We start from the raw sequence: 20545 nt of genomic DNA on the forward strand, positions 1-20545 counted from the left end.
AATTATAAATAAGGATCTATGTTTAAAAACTTTAAATCAGTCAGTATGTTGCTATTCCTTTCCGCTATTGGCGGGGGAACAGTTTACGCAGTATCTGGAGAAAGCGTAACAGGCATTGACGCTATTCAGCAGAAAGGTACATGCACTGGTATCGTAAAAGATGCTACAGGTGAACCCATTATTGGTGCAACTGTCATGGTGAAAGGTACAACCAATGGTACCATAACCGGTCTTGATGGAGACTTCTCCTTGAATAATGTTCCTCGGGGAAGTGTTTTGCAGGTTTCTTTCGTAGGATATCAAACTATGGAAGTTGAATGGAAAGGTACACCTTTGAATGTAACCTTGAAAGAAGACACTCAGCTTTTGGATGAAGTTGTTGTTGTTGGTTATGGAACACAGAAAAAAGTAAACGTAACTGGTGCCGTATCTATGGTAGATTCTAAAGTGTTGGAATCTCGTCCGGTTCAGAATGTAGCACAGGCTCTTCAGGGACAGATCCCGGGCTTGAACATGTCTGTAGGTAACAGTGGTGGTGCTTTGGATGCTTCAATGAGTATCAATATCCGTGGTGCCGGTACAATCGGTTCTGGTTCTAGTGGTAACCCGTTGATCTTGATTGACGGTGTTGAAGGTGATATGAACACTGTAAACCCGAATGATATCGCAAACGTATCAGTTTTGAAGGATGCTTCTTCTTCTTCTATCTATGGTGCACGTGCAGCATTCGGTGTAATCTTGATTACAACTAAGAATGGTAACAGCGGTAAGACTAGAGTTAACTATTCTGGAAACGTTCGTTTCTCAGATGCGATTCAGAAACCTAGCATGACTAACTCTTGGGATTTTGCCAATTATTTCAACGAAGCAAACCGTAATGCTCATGGTACTGTGATCTTCGATGAAGAAGATATGAATCGTATCAAAACTTACATGGAAGGTGGATATACCGATCCGACCAAACCGGAATATTATGGTACGCTGCCGGGAACAAATGGTCGTTGGCAAAGTTACGGAGGTGCATTTGCCAATACTAACTGGTTTGATGAATTCTATAAGAGTTGGGTTCCATCTCAGGAACATAACCTCAGCATCAGCGGTGGTAATGAAAAAGTTACCTATTTGTTAAGTGGTAGCTTCCTGGATCAGAACGGTTTGTTGCGTCATGGAACAGATGAATTCCAGCGTTATACATTGAACAGCAAGATTTCAGTGAAGCTGGCTGATTGGGTGACCATGAACTATAACAACAAATGGACACGTGAAGCATACGACCGTCCTACTTATATGACCGGTCTGTTCTTCCATAATATTGCCCGTCGCTGGCCGACCAACCCGGTTCGGGATCCGAATGGACACTGGTTCCCTGAAATGGAAATTACCCAGATGGAAGAAGGTGGTAAACAGAACAATGAAAAGAACTGGATGACCAATCAGCTTCAGTTTGTGTTTGAACCGATCAAGGACTGGCATATCAATTTGGAAGGTAGTTTGCGTCAGTATAATGAAAAATCTCATTGGGCTGTATTGCCTATCTACGGTTATGATACTAACAACCAGCCTTATCTGTTGTCTTGGAACGGTGGTGCTGCCGGATATTCTGAAGTTCAGGACTATCGTTCTAGTGAGGATTATTTCTCAACTAATATTTATAGTGACTATTCCAAGACGATCGGTGATCATTATTTCAAAGTAATGGCCGGTTTCAATGCGGAACTTTACAAGAATGGTAGCTTGACTGGTTTCGGTACTGACCTGATTACTCCTACCGTGCCGGAATTGAATACGACTCAGGACAATAAGAATACTTATAACAGCGCTTCAGAATTGGCTATTGCCGGTTTCTTCGGTCGTGTGAACTATAACTATAAAGAACGCTATATGTTGGAAGCCAACTTGCGTTATGATGGTTCTTCTCGTTTCATTGGTGATAAGAGATGGGGTTTGTTCCCGTCATTCTCTTTGGGATGGAATATCGCACGTGAAGAGTTCTTTGAACCGCTGAACAGTGTGGTTGGAACATTGAAGCTGAGAGGATCTTGGGGTCAGTTGGGTAACAACGAAACAGATGCCTGGTATCCGTTCTTCCAGACTATGCCTACCGGTACTACTAACTCTGGTTGGTTGCTGAATGGTGTACGTCAGAATACAGCTGGTACTCCGGGTATCGTAAGTAGCTTGCTGACTTGGGAAACTGTAGAATCCTGGAACGTCGGTGTTGACTTTGGTTTGTTCAACAACCGCTTGACCGGATCATTCGACTACTATCAGCGTTATACATATGATATGGTAGGTCCGGCTCCTACATTGCCTGGTATCCTGGGTACTTCTGCTCCTGCCATCAACAACGCCGATATGAAATCTTATGGTTGGGAAATGGAGTTGTCTTGGAGAGACCGCATCAATGAATTCAACTATGGTGTACGTTTCACTTTGGCTGACGGTCAGAGAGAGGTAACTAAGTATCCGAATGAAAGTGGTGATATCAACACTTGGTATGCTGGTAAGTTGGATGGAACTATCTGGGGTTATACTACTGTAGGTATTGCTCAGACTCAGGAAGAAATGGATGCTCACCTGGCTAACAACAAACCGAACTGGGGTTCTAAATGGGGTGCTGGTGACGTGATGTATGCCGACCTGAATGGTGATGGTGAAGTTACTTCTGGATCAAGTACTCTTGGTGATCATGGCGACTTGACTGTAATTGGTAACAGCTATGCTCGTTACAATTTCGGTTTGACTTTGGATGGATCTTGGAAAGGACTTGACTTCTCTGTATTCTTGCAGGGTGTGATGAAACGTGACTACTGGTTGAGTGGCCCGTATTTCTGGGGTGCCAGCGGTGACGAATGGCAGTCTGCTTGCTTCACTGAACATTTGGATTACTGGACACCGGATAATCCGGATGCATACTATCCGAAACCTTATTTCGGTGGTATCACCAAGAACCAGCAGGTTCAGACAGGATATTTGCAGAATGCTGCATACCTGCGTGTAAAGAACGTTCAGATTGGTTATACTTTGCCTAAGAGCTGGACTCAGAAGGCTTCTATGGAATCAGTTCGCTTCTATGTTTCAGGTGATAACCTGCTGACATTGACAGGTATCAGTGCCATCTTCGATCCCGAAACATTGGGTGGTGACTGGGGACCGGGTAAATTGTATCCGCTTCAAAGAACTATTTCTGTCGGTGTAAATGTTAACTTCTAAAAAATACAAATATGAAACTAAGTTTAAAACATATCTATCTATACTCACTGATTGGCTTGGGTGCATCAACTCTGGCTTCCTGCGACAGTTTTCTGGATCGTGAGCCGATAACCAGTGTAACTCCTGAAGCTTACTTCTCTACCGTAGATCAGGTGGGTGCATACGTTATCAACTATTATTCCTGGCTGCAGAACTCTCGTGGACAATCTTTGTTCCATGACAAGAACTGGCGAAGCGGTATGACGTTGAATGATAATAATACCGATAACCTTTTCTCTCAGTCTGGTGACTTGAACTATTTTGCCGGTGAAAAACTGGTTCCTGCCGGAAAGAACTTTGAAACTTATTATAGCCGTATCCGTACCTGGAACTGGTTGTTGGAACAGATTCTTCCGAAAGAAGAAGCAGGAACTATTCAGGGTGATGAAGCTACTCTGAAGCATTATATCGGAGAAGCTTATTTCTTCCGTGCATTGGCTTATTATCAGGCTTTGGTACGTTATGGAGATATGCCGATCATTGAAAAAGTTCTTTCTGATGATGCAGAGGAATTGAAAGCTTTGGCTGTTCGTGCTCCGCGTAATGAAGTAGCCCGTTTCATTTTGAAAGATCTGGATACTGCTATTTCACGTCTGCAGGATCAGGGTTATATGAACAATCAGCGTATCAACAAGCAGACTGCTCAATTGTTGAAATCACGTGTTGCTTTGTTTGAAGCAACTTTCGAAAGATATCATCAGGGTACTGGTCGTGTTCCGGGTGATGAATCCTGGCCTGGTAAGAACATGTCATACAATCAGGGAAAGACTTTTGATATTGCTGGTGAAATCGATTTCTTCCTGACCGAAGCTATGAGTTCAGCTAAAGCTGTGGCTGATCATTGTACTTTGACAGAAAACTCTCATCAGATGAATCCGACATTGGGACAGACCAATGGATGGAACCCTTATTTTGATATGTTCAGCTCTGAAAATTTGAGCAGTATTTCTGAGGTTCTGTTGTGGAAAGAATATAACCTGAGTATTGGTTATACACACGATGCCGGCTATATTTTGTCTGCAGGTGGTGACCAGTTGGGATTGTCACGTAGCTATATCACGTCTTTCCTGATGCAGAATGGTTTGCCTTGGTATGCTGATAATTCCGGTTATCAGGGAGATACAACCGTATCTTTGGAAAAACAGGGACGTGACGAGCGCTTGCAGCTCTTCGTGATGGGTGAAGATGATGTTACTGCAAGTGATCCTAGAGATCCTAAAGTAGCTGCGAAGAATGATGTGACTACTTTGGATACGATTCCTTTGTTGACTAACAGTTTGGAATTGCTGGACTTTACCGGTTATCGTCCGCGTAAATATTACAGCTACGATTATGATCAGTATCAAAGCAATACTGTGATCTGTACAACCGGTGCTGTTGTTTTCCGTGCTGCTGAGGCTTATTTGAATTACATTGAAGCATGTTATGAAAAGAACCATGGTTTGGATGGTGATGCAATGAAATATTGGAAGGCTATCCGTAAACGTGCCGGTGTGAGTGAAGACTATGAGTTGACTATCGCTAATACTGACTTGGCTAAGGAAGTTAACATTGTAAATGGTACAGTTTATGGTGACTTGGCTGTTTATTCTGGTGATCAGCCGGTAGATGCTACTCTGTATAACATCCGTCGTGAACGCCGTTGTGAGTTTATCTCTGAAGGTATGCGTTGGGATGACTTGAAGAGATGGCGTTCCTGGGATTTGGCAATCAATGGTCATTATATGCTGGAAGGTATGAACTTCTGGGACGAAACTTATAAGAAGTATGAAAATGCACCTAATATGCCTAAGCTGAAGGCTGATGGTAGTAGTGATGCAAATATGTCTGCAGCTTCTGTTAGCAAGTATATTCGTCCGATGGGCCGTACTCAGATCAACAACCAGTTGTTTGACGGATATACCTGGAAGAAGGCATATTATCTGGAACCGCTTGGCGTACAGGATTTCACTTTGACCGCTACCGATCCAAATAATGTAGAAACTTCTTCTATGTATCAGAATCCATACTGGCCGATGACTGCTGGTCGTGCATTGGAATAATCAGATAATAGTATATAACGTTTATGGAACGTAAGGAGTATTTTCCTGAAATTTTGATAAACGTTTGATATAGCATAAGGGAAAAGGAAGTTCGTGAGAATATCCTTTTCCTTTGTGCTTTTTTCTTTCTGACAATTTAATTTAATCATAAAAATCTATTTAATATTATGAAAAAATTTTGGATAGGCACTTTCATGCTGGTGTGTTGGATTACCAGTCATTTGAATGCTCAGGAAGTCACGGATCTTATAACTTTTAAACAAGTAGATCCATTTCTGAAGGTATTGAGAGAATCTAATTTCTTCCCTGAATTTACGGATACGGTTGAAGTGGCAAAAGGGGAAAATGCTACTTTCCAGTTTGCTGTTCGCAGTGGCTTGCCTTTGAAGGATCTTCAGTTTGATGTTACTGCTTTTCGTTCCGGACAGGGAGCGTCAATGAATGTTTCGCGTAAAGGGTTTGTGAATTATGTGAAAGAGGGACGTTTGACACCCGAACTGGCTAATGATGCAATTCTTTCTCTTTCTCGTTATTATCCGGATCCTATCTGTGAAGAACAGAATTGGTCGGTGGAGCGTGATCTGACTCAGCCCATGTGGGTGACTTTACCTGTTCCAGTCGATGCTAAAGAAGGTTGTTATCGTGCAGAAGTAACTTTAAAAGGATTGGCAGGAAATAAGCCCTTCTCTTTTACTAGAGAGATTTATGTGAAAGTTTATCCGGTTACAATTGAAAAACCTTCTCTTTGGGTGACGAACTGGTTCACTACTGCAGATGATAAAATGAAGGTTTTCAATGGAGGAAAGGATGTAGAACCTTATTCGGCTGAGTATTGGAAAATGGTAGGTGAGTTGGCTTCTAAATTACATGAATGTTATACAAATGTAATCTTGGTTTCTCCGCTACAGCATATTGAATTTTCAGAGAAATCCGGTAAGTATTCTTTTGATTATAAAAATTTTGACCGGTTTATAGACGTATTTCGTCAAGCTGGGGCTTTAAAAATGATTGAAGGAGGACATATTGCTGCCCGTGCAGGTAATTGGGATAGTAATTTTGAGGCATATGTTCCTGAAGTTGATAAAGACGGTAACAAAAAGTTGGTTCAGTATCCGATCAATTCTGAGAAAGCAAGTAACTTTTATCGTCAATTTTTGCCTTCTTTGATGTCGCATCTGCAAAAACGTGGATTAAAAGATATTTATGTACAGCATATTGCTGATGAACCTATAGAGTCCAATTTCAAGAGTTATGTGGAAATTGCTCGTTTTGTGAAAGATATTTGTCCGGATCTGAGGATTATAGAAGCTTGTCATACACATAATCTGGAAAATACGGTTGATATTTGGGTCCCTCAATTGAATTTCTATAAAGACGGATATAGTTTTTATCAGGAGCGCCAGAAAGCAGGGGATGAAGTTTGGTTCTATACTTGTTTAGCTCCTCAGGGGAACTTTGCAAATCGTTTTCTCGAATTACCCTCCATTAAAACTCGTTTGATTCATTGGTTGAACTTCCGTTACGGAGCTACGGGCTATTTGCATTGGGGATTTAATTTCTGGAAAGAAAACAGTGATCCTTATGGAGAAACAACAACGATGAATCTGGAAAGTGGAAATACGCTTCCAGGCGGAGACAGCTGGATTGTATATCCGAAGAATGGCAAATTGTATAGTTCTATTCGTTTGGAAGCTATGCGTGATGGTATAGCTGATTATACACTTTTGCAGATGTTGGCTCAAAAGGAACCGGATCTGGCTAAAGAACTATGTCGTCAGGTGGTATTCCATTGGACGTTGTATGATACAGATGGAGATCATTTCAGAGCAATTCGTCATCAGATTCTGGAGAAACTTTCTGAAAAATAAAAGCAGTATAAGTTTGTTTTAGACGAGATTGTTGCTATTGTCAAAAAGCAGAAGAGACTGATTTACTCGGTATCTTCTGCTTTTTTCAATATTTGATACTGGAAAAAAGATGAATGTTTCAAAAAGCTTGATATACTTCTTCCCAGTGACTATTGAAGTCTGGCATGGAATGGAAAAGCAGGTTGGCACCTTCGTCCAGCAGAGCAGAATCGGGTAACGGACCTGTATTAACTGCTATGGTGAAAATTCCGGCAGCTACTCCAGCCCGTACACCGAGAGGAGCATTTTCGATGACAATCGCTTCATTAGCTTGTATATTGGCTTTTTGAAGGGCCATTAAATAAGGTTCCGGATTCGGTTTTCCATATTTTACATCGAAAGCAGTTACCATTAATTCTTGTTTGAAGATATCCGGAAAGTTGTGGTTTAGTTTATCCAATAATGATAATTGCCCAGATCCGGTCACCACCATGGGTATCAGTCCTTCGCTTTTAATTTTCTGTAATACCTCGTAGGCTCCAGGCATACGTTCTGCTTTGGGAAGCTTATTGAAGATATCGCTTTTGGTCTGATAGATTTGTTTGATTTCTTCTTCACTAGCCTCATAGCCTCGTTCCCGCTGACTTACAATATTAATTGTTCCAGCTCCTGTGCGTCCTTCGTGCATATAGGCTTCTTCTCGGCTTAGTGTCATTCCGTATTGTTGCATGGCCAGGTTCCAGGCTGTCGCATGGTTTTTCATAGAGTCGAATAAAACTCCATCCATGTCAAACAGAACTGCCTTCAGATTGATTCTTGAGTAGGAATGAGTTTGTAAATAGGATGTTATGGATGATTTATACACGTTGTATATTGATTAGTTGGACATGAAGCCTGACGGCTTTAAAATAAAGGAAGGATGAAGATGACACAATCCTTTTATTGGAACGTGTCCTCTTCATCCTTTTATGGCCTTATCGGCCCGTTTTCTTGTTATTTTTTAAGTCTTTCGCGAATAGCTTTGGATGCTTCTTCGTAGCCAGGCTTGTTTAACAGGGCAAACATATTTTTCTTATATGCTTCTACACCAGGCTGGTTAAATGGATTGATTTCCAACAGGTAACCACTGATACCACAAGCTTTTTCGAAGAAATAGATCAGCTGTCCCAGATAATATTCATTCAGAACAGGCACGCTGACACGCATATTGGGAACTCCTCCGTCTACATGAGCTAACTGAGTACCCAGCTCTGCCATCTTATTAACTTCATCAACACGTTTTCCAGCCAGGAAGTTCAAGCCATCCAGGTTTTCTTCGTCTGAGGGAACATGCAGTTCATGGTTGGGAGTTTCAACAGAAACAACAGTTTCGAAGATAGTACGTTCACCTTCCTGAATCCATTGTCCCATAGAGTGCAAATCTGTGGAGAAGTCTACTGAACTTGGGTAGATACCTTTGTGGTCTTTACCTTCAGATTCTCCATAAAGCTGTTTCCACCATTCCATGAAGTAATGAAGCTTAGGCTGGAAGTTGACCAGAATTTCGATTTTCTTTCCATTCTGATAAAGCTCATTGCGTGTAGCAGCATACAAGGCTGCAGGATTTTCTTCCATGTTCGGGTTAGCACATACTTCTTCCATTTTGCATGCACCGGCAACCAGCTGGTCGATGTCAATACCTGCAACGGCAATAGGAAGTAATCCTACCGGAGTTAATACAGAGAAACGTCCACCTACATTATCAGGAATAATGAAAGATTTGTAACCTTCTTTATCTGCTGTTACGCGAGCTGCACCTTTCTTGGCATCTGTTACAGCTACAATAACTTTGCGTGCCATTTCTTTTCCGCGTTGTTCTTCGCATTGTTTCTTCAGCAGGCGGAAAGCTAAGGCTGTCTCTGTTGTTGTTCCAGACTTAGAAATGTTGATGACACCAAATTTCTTATCCTTTAAGAATGAAGTCAGTTCATACAGATAATCTTCGCCGATATTATGTCCGGCAAAAATAATTGTCGGTTGTCCGGCTTTCTTTTCCTGTAACCACAAGAAACTGTTTGACATTGCTTCAATGACAGCACGTGCTCCCAAATAACTGCCACCGATACCTGCAACAATAACAACATCACAATTCTCGCGTAAAACCTGGGCTGTAGCTTTCAAGTCAGCCAGATGTTCTTGAGTAATAGAGGAAGGAAGATGTAACCATCCCAGAAAATCATTTCCCAGTCCGGTTCCTTTTTCCAGGGTTTCCATACAAGCCTTTACTTTAGGTGCGTAAGCGGCTAATTTATCTTTGGAAATAAATTCTAAAGTCTTTTCGATGTTCAGTTTGATATTTTCCATACTGTATCTGTTTTTAGAAAAATTGTTTGTTTCAGCATTATCTGAACGAGTCGGTCAGCAGCTTTATTTCAATCATTGGTGAGATGCGTTCATACAGAATATTATAAACAGCATCTACGATAGGCATGTTGACGTGTAAGTGCTTGTTCAACTCTTTTATACATTTTGTACCATAATATCCTTCAGCGATCATTTCCATTTCAATTTGTGCACTTTTTACCGAGTAGCCTTTTCCGATCATGGTACCGAATACGCGGTTTCGACTGAAGTTAGAATAGGAAGTAACCAGCAGGTCTCCCAGATAGGCAGAGTCATTGGTACAACGTTCCAGAGGATGAACCGTATTCAGAAAACGGTTCATTTCCTGAAGGGCATTGGATACCAATACAGCTTGAAAATTGTCTCCGTATTTTAGTCCGCTGCATATTCCAGCAGCAATGGCATAAACATTTTTCAATACGGAAGCATATTCAATACCTGCAACGTCTGGATTTACGGAGGTTTTGATATAATGGCCGGCTAATTGTTTTGCGAACATTTTAGCTTTTTCAATGTCCTTGCATCCTACAGTCAAATATGACAGGCGTTCCAGTGCAACTTCCTCAGCATGACAGGGACCCGCCAATACGGCTATGTTTTCTTCGGGAACGTCATACATTTGATGGAAATAATCGGATACGATTAAGTTTTCATCTGGAACAATTCCTTTGATGGCAGTGACGATGAATTTATCCTTGAGTTTAGTTTTTAGCTTTTTGAGGTGACTTTTCAAGTAAGGCGAAGGAGTTACGAAAATAAGGGTATCCGATTCCTTTACCACCTTATTAATATCCGAAGAAAAATTTATTCGACGGATGTCAAAGCGCACACTAGTCAGATAAGCTGGGTTATGTCCTAAACGTTTGAATTCTTCAATCCGGTCGTCTCGGCGCATATACCAGTTTATTGATTCAGCTTGGGTCAGTATAATTTTTGCGATTGCGGTAGCCCAGCTTCCTCCCCCCATAATTGCTATTTTCCCGGGTAATTTCATGGCTATCAATTAAAAACCAAAAATTAAAAATTAAAAGCTTCATCAAGTGGAGAAGCTTTTAATTTTCAATTTCTAATTAATTAAATTTTTTGTATCCAGCCTGCCACTTCGTCTACGGACGGATTGGTCAGTTCCAGTTTATACTTTTTGTTTATACCACAGATATCCTGATGAAGTTTTTGCGGGTTAACATCTTTCATGTCTGATACGAGGTTATAACCAGCTTTCTGGATGACAGGAACCCAGTCTTCAGAAATACCTAACTCCATAAATTTAGCAGGAGCATCTTTCGGAATAACTTTTTCAGGACGCATTTGAGGGAAGAACAGAACTTCCTGAATTGTGCTCTGTCCGGTCATCAGCATTACCAGACGGTCCATTCCGATACCCATACCTGAAGTCGGAGGCATACCGTATTCCAAAGCACGGACAAAGTCTTTGTCGATGATCATGGCTTCGTCATCTCCCTTTTCACTCAGACGCATTTGTTCTTCGAAACGTTCCAACTGATCGATGGGGTCATTTAACTCTGAATAAGCGTTGCAAAGTTCTTTACCGTTAACCATCAATTCGAAACGTTCGGTCAGTTCCGGATTATTGCGGTGACGTTTGGTCAGCGGGGACATTTCAATCGGATAGTCTGTGATGAAGGTCGGCTGAATGTAGTTTCCTTCGCAGAATTCTCCGAAGATTTCGTCGATCAGCTTTCCTTTTCCCATTGTATCATCAATTTCCATGTTCAATTTCTGGCATACTTCACGGATTTGTTCTTCATTCATGCCAGTCAAATCATATCCGGTGAATTCTTTGATGGAATCGAGCATGGTCACACGTTTGAACGGCGCCTTAAAGTTGATTATATTATCTCCCACTTTAACTTCCGTTGTACCGTTTACATCCATACAAATCTTTTCAATCATATTTTCTGTAAACTTCATCATCCAGTTGTAGTCCTTATAGGCTACGTAGATTTCCATACAGGTAAATTCCGGATTATGTGTACGGTCCATACCTTCATTACGGAAGTTCTTGCCAATTTCATAGACTCCCTCGAATCCACCTACGATCAGACGTTTCAAGTAAAGTTCACTGGCAATACGCATATATAAAGGTATATCCAAAGCATTGTGGTGTGTGATGAAAGGCCGTGCGGCTGCACCTCCGGCAATGGATTGCAAAATTGGAGTTTCTACTTCAATATATCCTTTCGAGTTGAAGTATTCACGCATGGAGTTATAAACCTTATTGCGTTTCAGGAAAATATCTTTAACTCCATCGTTAACGACTAAGTCAACATAACGTTGGCGGTAACGCAATTCCGGATCTTCGAATTTGTCGTAAGCTACTCCATCTTTATATTTCACAATAGGAAGTGGGCGGATTGATTTTGACAATACCGTTAACTTCTGTGCATGGATGGAGATTTCTCCCATTTGTGTGCGGAATACGAAACCTTCGATGCCGATAAAGTCTCCCAAGTCGAGCAGGCGTTTAAATACTACGTTGTATAAATCCTTGTTTTCATCCGGACAAATGTCGTCACGGGTGATGTAAATCTGAATACGACCTTTGGAATCCTGTAACTCAATGAAAGAAGCTTTACCCATGACGCGGCGTGACATGATACGTCCCGCTACGGATACTTTGCGCGGTTCTGCTTCGTCATCTTTGAATTCGGCTTTAATGTCAGTCGAAAAAGCGTTGGTTACATACTCGGCAGCAGGGTAGGGGTCAATGCCCATCGCTCTCATTTCATTCAGACTGTTACGTCTGATAATCTCCTGTTCACTTAGTTCTAATACGTTCATTTGTTAATACATTAACTCAATTTGGATACAAAAATACGAAACATTTTGCAATGTATCTCTATATTAAGGTATTTTTTACTGTGATAGAGGGGATATCCTTTTAAAAATATCTATCTTCGCGTCAAAATTCCTTAAAATGAAAGAATGACCATGAAGACTAAAATTTTATGTATGGCCCTGTTGGGCAGTTTATGTATGCCTCTTTGGGCACAGCAAGTGTTTGACATGACTTCTTTAGGAGTTGTTCCCGGGAAGAAAACGAATATGTCTCCTCGTGTGGAAAAAGCACTTGATAAGATTCGCAAGCAGGCAGTTTCCGGGGAAGAGGTGGTTTTACGTTTTACTCCTGGTGTCTATCATTTTTATCCGAATGATGCTGTAGAACGTGAATATTATATTTCAAATCATGATCAGACGAATCCTAAAAAAGTTGGATTAGCTTTGGAAAATTTTCAGAATCTGACTATTGAAGGAAATGGGGCAGAGTTTGTCTTTCACGGACAGATGCTTCCGGTGTCTTTGCTGCATACCTCAAATTGTACACTGAAAGATTTCAGTATTGATTTTGCTAATCCACACATTGCCCAGGTTGAAATCCTGAAAAATGAAGGAGACAAGGGGATGACATTCCGGGTTGCTCCGTGGGTTGTGTATCAGATAACAAAAGATTCTATTTTTGAAACTTATGGAGAAGGATGGAAATTGCGTCCCAGTTCAGGAATAGCTTTTGAGAAAGATACTCGCCATGTAGTGTATAATACCAGTGATTTGTTTTACTCTACTAAAGGTGTGACAAAGGTGGATAAGGATGTATTGTATGCTCCACAATGGAAAGATAAACGTCTTCAACCGGGAACGGTAGTTGCCATGCGTGCATGGGACCGGCCGACACCTGGTATTTTCTTGTCACACAACGTGAATACAACATTGAAAAATGTGAAAGTACATTATGCACAGGGAATGGGCTTGCTGGCGCAATTGTGTGAGAATATTACACTTGATGGTTTCGGCGTATGTCTGAAAGGAGAGAATGATCCGCGTTACTTCACGACTCAGGCTGATGCTACTCATTTTTCTCAGTGTAAGGGAAAAATAACGTCTACAGGAGGCTTGTATGAGGGAATGATGGATGATGCAATTAATGTGCATGGTACTTACCTGAAGGTTATCAAGCAGATTGACAGATATACATTGGTTGGTCGTTATATGCATGATCAGTCCTGGGGATTTGACTGGGGATATGTTGGTGATGAAGTACAGTTTGTTCGTTCTAAGACAATGGAAGTCGTTGGTGATACCAGTCGGATTGAACGGATTGCTCCTTTGGACAAGCCATCAGTGGAAGGAGCCCGGGAATTTGAAATACGTTTTTCCGAACCTGTTGGTGACTGGTTGACTGAAGGTGAAAGTTTTGGTATTGAAAACCTGACCTGGACTCCGGAAGTGTATTTTGCGGATAATACGATCCGTAATAATCGTGCCAGAGGATCTTTGTTCAGTACGCCAAAGAAAACAGTAGTAGAAAACAATTTGTTTGATCATACTTCAGGAACTGCTATCTTGCTTTGCGGAGACTGTAACGGATGGTATGAAACCGGAGCTTGTCGTGATGTTGTGATTCGTAAAAACCGTTTCATTAATTCGTTGACAAATATGTTCCAGTTTACGAATGCAGTCATTTCTATTTATCCGGAAATTCCTGACCTGGATCATCAGGTTGCTTATTTCCATGGTGGAAAAGCGGGAGCTATCCAGATTGTAGATAATGAGTTTGATATATTTGATGCTCCGGTTCTTTATGCCAAGTCGGTTGACGGTCTGATATTCCGAAACAATGTGATCCGTATGAATACTGATTATAAGCCTTTTCACTGGAATCAAAACCGTTTTCTTTTGGAACGTGTTAATCGAGTTGAGATTGCTGAGTAAAATTGTTTGGGTATAATCAAACGGGAAATACCTGTCAGGGCCTTTCTCTATCCTTTGTTTGTATGACTGTAAGGATGTAGAGAAAGGCCCTTATTTCGAAAAAATGATAGAAAAATAGGCTGCATTTAATTATTTTGTTAACTTTGGGGCATTTCTGATTTATGGAAGACATGAAAGTTATAATCTTACAAACTGATATTAGTTGGGCGAATCCCAAGGCCAATGTGCAGAAAGTGGATGAAATGTTCGCCCGTTGTGGGGAAGCTGATTTATTTGTGCTGCCCGAGATGTTTTCTACAGGTTTTTGTACCCGGCCGGAAGGAATAGCAGAACCTGTGGGGAGTGATACACTTCTATGGATGAAACAAAAAGCTGCAGAACTGAATGCTGCTTTAGCCGGGAGCATAGCAGTAGAGGAAAACAGACATTTTTACAACCGATTTTATTTTGTTCATCCGGATGGACAGGTACAATGGTATGATAAAAAACATTTGTTTACCTATGGTGGAGAGCACAAGTCTTTCACGGCAGGTGCTGAAAGGGTTATTGTAAATTTCCGGGGTGTACGGATTTTATTACAGGTTTGCTATGATCTTCGTTTTCCGGTCTGGGCGCGAAATCGTAAAGATTACGACATGATTCTTTACGTAGCAAGCTGGCCGACTCCAAGAGTTGACGCATGGAACATCCTTTTACGGGCAAGGGCGATTGAAAATCAATGTTATGTAGTTGCCGTTAATCGGGTAGGAGAAGATCCTGCATGTCAATATTGTGGGGGAAGTGCCGTGATAGATCCGTACGGACATACATTAGCAGCTTGTGAAGATAACAAATCTTGTACGGCTGAAGCAACTATTGATATGGATGTACTTGAGGCATTCAGGAAAAAATTCCCTGTACTTGACGATGCCGATCCTTATCAAATCTTATAATCTATACAGAATTAACATACCTTCTATAATTATGATGAACAATCCAGATAAACTTTTATTATTGGGAGACCAGGCGATAGCTTTAGGAGCTATCCATGCTGGTATTTCGGGAGTTTATGCCTATCCTGGCACTCCTTCTACAGAGATTACCGAATATATTCAAGATTCTCCTTTGGCTCAGGAACGCAAATTACATAGTACTTGGTGCACCAATGAAAAGACGGCTATGGAAGCTGCACTGGGCGTTTCCTATGTGGGTGGTCGTGCTTTGGTATGTATGAAGCACGTAGGTATGAATGTGTGTGCTGATGCTTTTGTTAATTCAGCTATAACTGGTGTCAATGGTGGTATTGTGGTATTGGCAGCTGATGATCCTTCCATGCACTCATCTCAGAATGAACAGGACTCTCGTTTTTATGGTAAGTTTGCTATGATTCCTATGCTGGAACCTTCTTCCCAACAGGAAGCCTATGATATGATGGAAGGTGCTTTTCGATTGTCGGAAGAAAAGAAATTGCCAGTATTGATGCGTATTACAACTCGTATGGCTCATTCGCGGGCTGCGGTGACAGTGAAACAAAACTTTTTGGAGGTTACCCGAACCGGACGTCCTTCTGTTCCTGCAGACTGGGTACTGTTACCGGGTAATGCACGTCGTCGGTATTTGGAGGTAATCGAAGTTCAGCCCCAATTAATGGCACTGTCAGAGTCTTCTCCATATAATCTTTACATGCAGGGAAAAGAGAAGATGGCTGAAAAAGGAATTATTGCATGTGGTATCGGATATAATTATGTAATGGAAAATTTTCCGGAAGGTTGTCCTTATCCACTCTTGAAAATTTCGCAATATCCGCTTCCTGTTGAGAAAATAGCAGCATTGGCAGCTTCTTGCAGAGAAATCTTAGTGGTAGAAGACGGTCAGCCTTTTGTCGAAGAACAGCTGAAAGGTATTTTACCGTCTGCTTATCAGGTTAAAGGCCGTCTGAGTGGAGATCTTCCTCGTACAGGCGAGTTGAATCCGGACAATGTTCGGCTGGCTTTGGGGATGTCTGTTACACAAGTTTATGCTCCTGCAAAACAAGTCGTTTCCCGGCCGCCTGCTTTATGTAATGGGTGTGGACACAGAGACGTCTATGATGCTTTAAACAAAGTTGTGGCTGAATATCCGGATGCCAAGATTTTTGGAGATATTGGCTGCTATACATTGGGAGCTCTTCCTCCTTTCCGTTCATTGGCTAGTTGTGTCGATATGGGAGCTTCTATAACAATGGCCAAGGGAGCTGCAGATGCAGGTTTGTTTCCTGCAATTGCTGTTATTGGTGACTCAACCTTTACCCATTCTGGTATGACGGGCCTGTTGGATGCCGTTAATGACCGGGCCAATATAACTGTGGTAATTTCAGATAATCTCACCACAGCCATGACGGGAGGACAGGATTCTGCCGGCACTAATAAGTTTGAAGCTATTTGTCTGGGACTGGGAGTTGAACCGGAGCATGTACGCGTAGTTGTGCCTTTGCCGAAAAATATGGATGAAATAACTCGGATTATTCGGGAAGAAATAGAATACAATGGGGTTTCTGTAATCATTCCGCGCCGTGAATGTATGCAGACTTTGAATCGTAAGTTGAAACAGAAAAGAGCAGAGAAAAAATGAAAACAGACATCATACTTTCTGGAGTAGGAGGACAGGGAATCCTCTCCATTGCAACCATTATCGGAGAAGCAGCGACACGCATGGGGCTTACATTAAAACAGGCAGAAGTACATGGAATGAGCCAGCGTGGTGGGGATGTACAGTCTAATTTACGTCTGTCTGACGGACCGATTGCTTCCGACCTGATTCCATTGGGAAGTGCTGATCTGATATTGTCTCTTGAACCGATGGAAGCCTTGCGTTATTTACCTTATTTGTCGCAGGAAGGCTGGATTATTACCTCTTCTGCTCCATTCAAGAATATTCCGAACTATCCGGATGAAGCCTGTTTGCAGGAAGAACTGAAGTCTCAGCCACATGTTGTCGCTTTGGACGTTGAATCTCTGGCACGTGAGAATCAGGTACCGAAGTCAGCGAATGTTATTTTATTGGGAGCGGCAGCAGCTTTTCTGAAAATTCTGGATGTAGAAACGTTGCGTGCAAGTGTAGGACGGATCTTTGCATCGAAAGGAGAAGCTGTTGTGGAAATGAATAACCGTGCGTTTAATATCGGTTATGAGTATGTGAAAGGACTTAATGAAAAATCAGAATGAGCAAGGTTTTTAATGAAGATCTGGTAGCTTCTGTTGCCAGAGAAATGAAAGTAGCAGACTTGCAGAATGCAACAATTGGAGACATTTTGCTGGTTGCTTCCCGGTTGGAGGAACTGACTGGAATTCCTTTTATCCGGATGGATCAGGGCTCTCCGGGTTTGCCGGCCAATCGGATTGGTATAGAAGCAGAAAAAGCTGCACTGGATAAAGGACTGGGTGCACAATATCCGGCAGCTGCAGGAGTTCCGGAGTTAAAGGAAGCAGCATCTCGTTTTGTGAAAGCTTTTATTGACATTGATATCTCACCTCGTGCTTGTTTGCCGACAACGGGTTCAGTGGCAGCCTCATTCGGTGCGTTTATTGCATGCACCCAGCGCATTCCGGGAAAAGACAAAGTCCTGTTCATTGATCCTGGTTTCCCGATCCAGAAGTCACAGTTGCGTATCTTGGGCATTCGCTGGAAACTGTTTGATATTCATGATTTTCGCGGACAGGCATTGCGTGATAAGATGGAAGGATATCTTAAAGACGGTGATATTGCTGCCATTGTCTATTCTAATCCCAATAACCCGGCATGGATTTGCCTGGAAGAAGAAGAACTGAAGATTATCGGTGAGTTGGCAACAAAATATGATGCGGTAGTCATGGAAGATCAGGCATATTTCTGTATGGACTTCCGTCATCCTTTCGGTCGTCCGTATCAGGCTCCTTTTGTGCCTACGGTAGCCCGTTATACGGATAATTACATTTTGATGCTTTCCGCTTCGAAAATATTCAGTTATGCAGGCCAGCGTATCGCTTTAGCCTGTGTGTCCGATAAATTGTTTGATAAGCAATATCCGGCTTTAGCTGAGCGTTATGAAGATTCGGGTGTGTTCGGACCGACTTTCATCGCTTCAATTATGTATATGATTACTTCCGGATGTACGGCAACTACGCAGTATGGAATGGCGGAAATGTTGAACCGCTCCGTAGATGGAACTATTAACTTTGTGGAGGATACCCGTGAGTATGAACGGAGGGCAGCTCGCATGAAGAAGATCTTTACGGACAATGGTTTTACAATTGTATATGATCATGATGTGACTCAACCTGTTGGTGATGGCTTCTTCTTTACACTTGGTTATCCCGGTATGACTGGAGGAGAGTTGCTTTGTGAACTGATGTATTATGGAGTAAGCAGCATTTCGCTTTCAACAACCGGTAGTGAACAACAGGGAGTTCGAGCCTGTACTTCCCGGATGCGTGAAGAACTTTATCCGATTCTTGAGGAACGTATGAAAGCTTTCCATGAAGATCACCTTTGATAATAACGCTTTTTAATTAACGAAAACTATGATTTGGAACACGAATAAGGAATGTATGTCTCGCGAACAAATGCGTGAATTGCAGGGAAAACGTTTGCAGAAATTGGTGACATACGTTTATCATAATGTACCTTTTTACCGTTCACGAATGCAGGAGATGGATTTGTCGCCTGATGATATTCGTACGATTGATGATATTGTAAAACTTCCGTTTACGACCAAACAGGATTTGAGAGACAATTATCCGTATGGCCTGCAGGCTGCGCCCCCTTCTGAAATTGTGCGGGTGCATGCCTCTTCTGGAACTACAGGAAATCCGACGATTGTGGGTTATACGCGTCGGGACCTTTCTATCTGGTCAGAAGTTATGTCGCGTTGTCTTTCTGCGTATGGAGTGACACGTGATGACACTTTTTCCGTAAGTTATGGATATGGTCTTTTCACGGGAGGTCTGGGAGCGCATTATGGTGTGGAGAATCTGGGTGCTACGGTGATTCCGGCTTCTACGGGAAATACGGAAAAGCATGTGCGCTTGATTCGCGATCTCCATATTACGGGAATTGCCTGTACACCTTCGTATGCCCTTTATCTGGCAGAGGTCGTGGAAAAGATGGGAATAAAGAAAGAAGAACTCGGTTTGCGTATCGGAGCTTTCGGAGCTGAGCCGTGGACAGAAAATATGCGGCAGGAAATCCAGGAACGTCTTGGACTGAAAGGATATAACATTTACGGCTTAAGTGAAATCATGGGACCGGGCGTTTCGTATGAGTGTCAGGAACAGCATGGCTCACATATTAATGAAGATCATTTCTTCCCGGAAATAATTGACCCTGAGACCCTGGAACCTCTTCCATATGGAAAAACGGGCGAACTGGTGTTTACTACTTTGACGAAAGAAGGAATGCCTTTGCTCCGTTATCGGACGAAAGACTTAACCTCATTGATGGACGGAGAATGTCCTTGTGGGCGGACGAATGTACGCATGACGCCTATTATGGGACGAAGTGATGATATGCTGATTATCCGGGGTATCAATGTATTCCCGTCGCAAGTGGAAAGCGTAATTCTGGGTATGAAGGAATTTGAACCGCAATATTTGCTGGTTGTTGATCGTGTAAATAATCTGGATACGCTTCAGGTGCAGGTGGAAGTGCGGAAAGACTTCTTTACGGACGATATGGGAGCTATGTTGAACCTGAAGAAGACCTTGTCAGACAAGCTGAAAAGTGTCTTGTCTATCAGTGCTGATGTGAAGCTGATGGAGCCGAACAGTATTGTCCGGAGTCAGGGTAAATCAAAACGTGTATGGGATAAGCGTGTATTGGTATAATCTACAAAATGAGGAGTGTATGACAATTAAACAGTTATCAGTTTTCTTGGAAAACAAGACCGGAAGAATTAATGATGTCGTTCGTACATTGGGGCAATATGGAATCAATATGCATGCATTCAGTATGGCTGAATCTGCAGACTTTGGTATTTTGCGTCTGATTGTATCGGATGTAGACAAGGCTGTGGAAGTGCTTCGTGAACGTGATTTTGCGGTCATGTCTACAGACGTAGTTTGTCTGAGTTGTGCCAATGTACCGGGTGCTTTGGCTACTGTTCTGGAATATCTGGCAGCAGAACAGATTTTCATTGAGTATATGTATGCATTTGCGCAGAATGATCGCGCTCATGTAGTCATCAAGCCGAATGACATGCAGCGTTGTATAAAGGTTCTTCAGGAACATCATTGTGATGTATTGACCCGGGACCGGCTGTAATTTCTTACCATGAAAAATATACCCGGAAGGTAAAGT

14 protein-coding genes are annotated in these 20545 nt (G+C 42.1%); 10 read left to right on the plus strand and 4 right to left on the minus strand.

The window, feature by feature from the left end; translation table 11 throughout:
* The first annotated feature begins 18 nt into the window (after window positions 1-18).
* The 3 genes from BACCOPRO_RS04000 to BACCOPRO_RS04010 all read left to right on the plus strand — a co-directional run bounded on the left by BACCOPRO_RS04000 (window position 19) and on the right by BACCOPRO_RS04010 (window position 7162).
* The gene (locus tag BACCOPRO_RS04000) at window positions 19-3213 is read left to right on the plus strand and encodes a SusC/RagA family TonB-linked outer membrane protein (protein WP_008141175.1); all 3195 of its coding nucleotides are present in this window, start codon (window positions 19-21) and stop codon (window positions 3211-3213) included.
* 11 nt (window positions 3214-3224) lie between these two features.
* Complete coding sequence (locus tag BACCOPRO_RS04005; protein ID WP_008141176.1) at window positions 3225-5294, plus strand: RagB/SusD family nutrient uptake outer membrane protein; 2070 nt, start codon at window positions 3225-3227, stop codon at window positions 5292-5294.
* Window positions 5295-5461: 167 nt separating this feature from the next.
* Window positions 5462-7162 (plus strand): DUF4091 domain-containing protein, encoded by a 1701-nt coding sequence (locus BACCOPRO_RS04010; RefSeq protein WP_008141178.1) that lies wholly within the window; start codon window positions 5462-5464, stop codon window positions 7160-7162.
* A gap of 118 nt (window positions 7163-7280) precedes the next feature.
* On the opposite strand, the gene BACCOPRO_RS04015 is transcribed toward BACCOPRO_RS04010, so the two are convergent.
* From BACCOPRO_RS04015 to lysS, 4 genes are all read right to left on the minus strand, one after another.
* The gene (locus BACCOPRO_RS04015; RefSeq protein WP_022277784.1) at window positions 7281-8006 is read right to left on the minus strand and encodes an inorganic diphosphatase; all 726 of its coding nucleotides are present in this window, start codon (window positions 8004-8006) and stop codon (window positions 7281-7283) included.
* A gap of 128 nt (window positions 8007-8134) precedes the next feature.
* Complete coding sequence (locus tag BACCOPRO_RS04020; RefSeq protein WP_008141182.1) at window positions 8135-9484, minus strand: glucose-6-phosphate isomerase; 1350 nt, start codon at window positions 9482-9484, stop codon at window positions 8135-8137.
* A gap of 37 nt (window positions 9485-9521) precedes the next feature.
* Window positions 9522-10517, minus strand: coding sequence for an NAD(P)H-dependent glycerol-3-phosphate dehydrogenase (locus tag BACCOPRO_RS04025; RefSeq protein ID WP_008141185.1), 996 nt, complete (start codon window positions 10515-10517; stop codon window positions 9522-9524).
* Between the two features lie 80 nt (window positions 10518-10597).
* Window positions 10598-12325 carry a lysine--tRNA ligase gene (lysS, locus tag BACCOPRO_RS04030; protein WP_008141187.1) on the minus strand — a complete coding sequence of 576 codons (1728 nt, stop codon included), beginning with the start codon at window positions 12323-12325 and terminating at the stop codon, window positions 10598-10600.
* 150 nt (window positions 12326-12475) lie between these two features.
* Here lysS and BACCOPRO_RS04035 point away from each other — a divergent pair, with 150 nt between their 5' ends.
* The 7 genes from BACCOPRO_RS04035 to BACCOPRO_RS04065 all read left to right on the plus strand — a co-directional run bounded on the left by BACCOPRO_RS04035 (window position 12476) and on the right by BACCOPRO_RS04065 (window position 20509).
* On the plus strand, window positions 12476-14254 hold the full coding sequence (locus BACCOPRO_RS04035) for an alpha-1,3-galactosidase-related protein (protein ID WP_040311160.1): 1779 nt from the start codon (window positions 12476-12478) through the stop codon (window positions 14252-14254).
* A 170-nt stretch (window positions 14255-14424) separates the two neighbouring features.
* Window positions 14425-15186 carry an amidohydrolase gene (locus BACCOPRO_RS04040; RefSeq protein ID WP_040311151.1) on the plus strand — a complete coding sequence of 254 codons (762 nt, stop codon included), beginning with the start codon at window positions 14425-14427 and terminating at the stop codon, window positions 15184-15186.
* Between the two features lie 34 nt (window positions 15187-15220).
* Window positions 15221-16843 carry a thiamine pyrophosphate-dependent enzyme gene (locus tag BACCOPRO_RS04045; protein WP_022277778.1) on the plus strand — a complete coding sequence of 541 codons (1623 nt, stop codon included), beginning with the start codon at window positions 15221-15223 and terminating at the stop codon, window positions 16841-16843.
* Window positions 16840-17436 carry an indolepyruvate oxidoreductase subunit beta gene (locus BACCOPRO_RS04050; RefSeq protein WP_008141193.1) on the plus strand — a complete coding sequence of 199 codons (597 nt, stop codon included), beginning with the start codon at window positions 16840-16842 and terminating at the stop codon, window positions 17434-17436. Before BACCOPRO_RS04045 ends, BACCOPRO_RS04050 begins: the two co-directional genes overlap by 4 nt.
* Entirely contained in the window at window positions 17433-18743 is a 1311-nt protein-coding gene (locus BACCOPRO_RS04055) for an aminotransferase class I/II-fold pyridoxal phosphate-dependent enzyme (protein ID WP_008141194.1), read from the plus strand. Before BACCOPRO_RS04050 ends, BACCOPRO_RS04055 begins: the two co-directional genes overlap by 4 nt.
* 28 nt (window positions 18744-18771) lie before the next feature.
* On the plus strand, window positions 18772-20073 hold the full coding sequence (locus BACCOPRO_RS04060; RefSeq protein WP_008141196.1) for a phenylacetate--CoA ligase family protein: 1302 nt from the start codon (window positions 18772-18774) through the stop codon (window positions 20071-20073).
* Window positions 20074-20092: 19 nt separating this feature from the next.
* Window positions 20093-20509, plus strand: coding sequence for an ACT domain-containing protein (locus BACCOPRO_RS04065; protein WP_022277777.1), 417 nt, complete (start codon window positions 20093-20095; stop codon window positions 20507-20509).
* Window positions 20510-20545: the final 36 nt, after the last annotated feature.

Source organism: Phocaeicola coprophilus DSM 18228 = JCM 13818, assembly GCF_000157915.1.
Taxonomy (GTDB): domain Bacteria; phylum Bacteroidota; class Bacteroidia; order Bacteroidales; family Bacteroidaceae; genus Phocaeicola; species Phocaeicola coprophilus.

Excerpts from the sequence above, each read along its gene's own strand:
- BACCOPRO_RS04000 (WP_008141175.1), top strand. The coding sequence starts at position 19 with ATGTTTAAAAACTTTAAATCAGTCAGTATGTTGCTATTCCTTTCCGCT.
- BACCOPRO_RS04005 (WP_008141176.1), top strand. The coding sequence starts at position 3,225 with ATGAAACTAAGTTTAAAACATATCTATCTATACTCACTGATTGGCTTG.
- BACCOPRO_RS04010 (WP_008141178.1), top strand. The coding sequence starts at position 5,462 with ATGAAAAAATTTTGGATAGGCACTTTCATGCTGGTGTGTTGGATTACC.
- BACCOPRO_RS04020 (WP_008141182.1), bottom strand. The coding sequence starts at position 9,484 with ATGGAAAATATCAAACTGAACATCGAAAAGACTTTAGAATTTATTTCC.
- BACCOPRO_RS04025 (WP_008141185.1), bottom strand. The coding sequence starts at position 10,517 with ATGAAATTACCCGGGAAAATAGCAATTATGGGGGGAGGAAGCTGGGCT.
- lysS (WP_008141187.1), bottom strand. The coding sequence starts at position 12,325 with ATGAACGTATTAGAACTAAGTGAACAGGAGATTATCAGACGTAACAGT.
- BACCOPRO_RS04035 (WP_040311160.1), top strand. The coding sequence starts at position 12,476 with ATGAAGACTAAAATTTTATGTATGGCCCTGTTGGGCAGTTTATGTATG.
- BACCOPRO_RS04040 (WP_040311151.1), top strand. The coding sequence starts at position 14,425 with ATGAAAGTTATAATCTTACAAACTGATATTAGTTGGGCGAATCCCAAG.
- BACCOPRO_RS04045 (WP_022277778.1), top strand. The coding sequence starts at position 15,221 with ATGAACAATCCAGATAAACTTTTATTATTGGGAGACCAGGCGATAGCT.
- BACCOPRO_RS04050 (WP_008141193.1), top strand. The coding sequence starts at position 16,840 with ATGAAAACAGACATCATACTTTCTGGAGTAGGAGGACAGGGAATCCTC.
- BACCOPRO_RS04055 (WP_008141194.1), top strand. The coding sequence starts at position 17,433 with ATGAGCAAGGTTTTTAATGAAGATCTGGTAGCTTCTGTTGCCAGAGAA.
- BACCOPRO_RS04060 (WP_008141196.1), top strand. The coding sequence starts at position 18,772 with ATGATTTGGAACACGAATAAGGAATGTATGTCTCGCGAACAAATGCGT.
- BACCOPRO_RS04065 (WP_022277777.1), top strand. The coding sequence starts at position 20,093 with ATGACAATTAAACAGTTATCAGTTTTCTTGGAAAACAAGACCGGAAGA.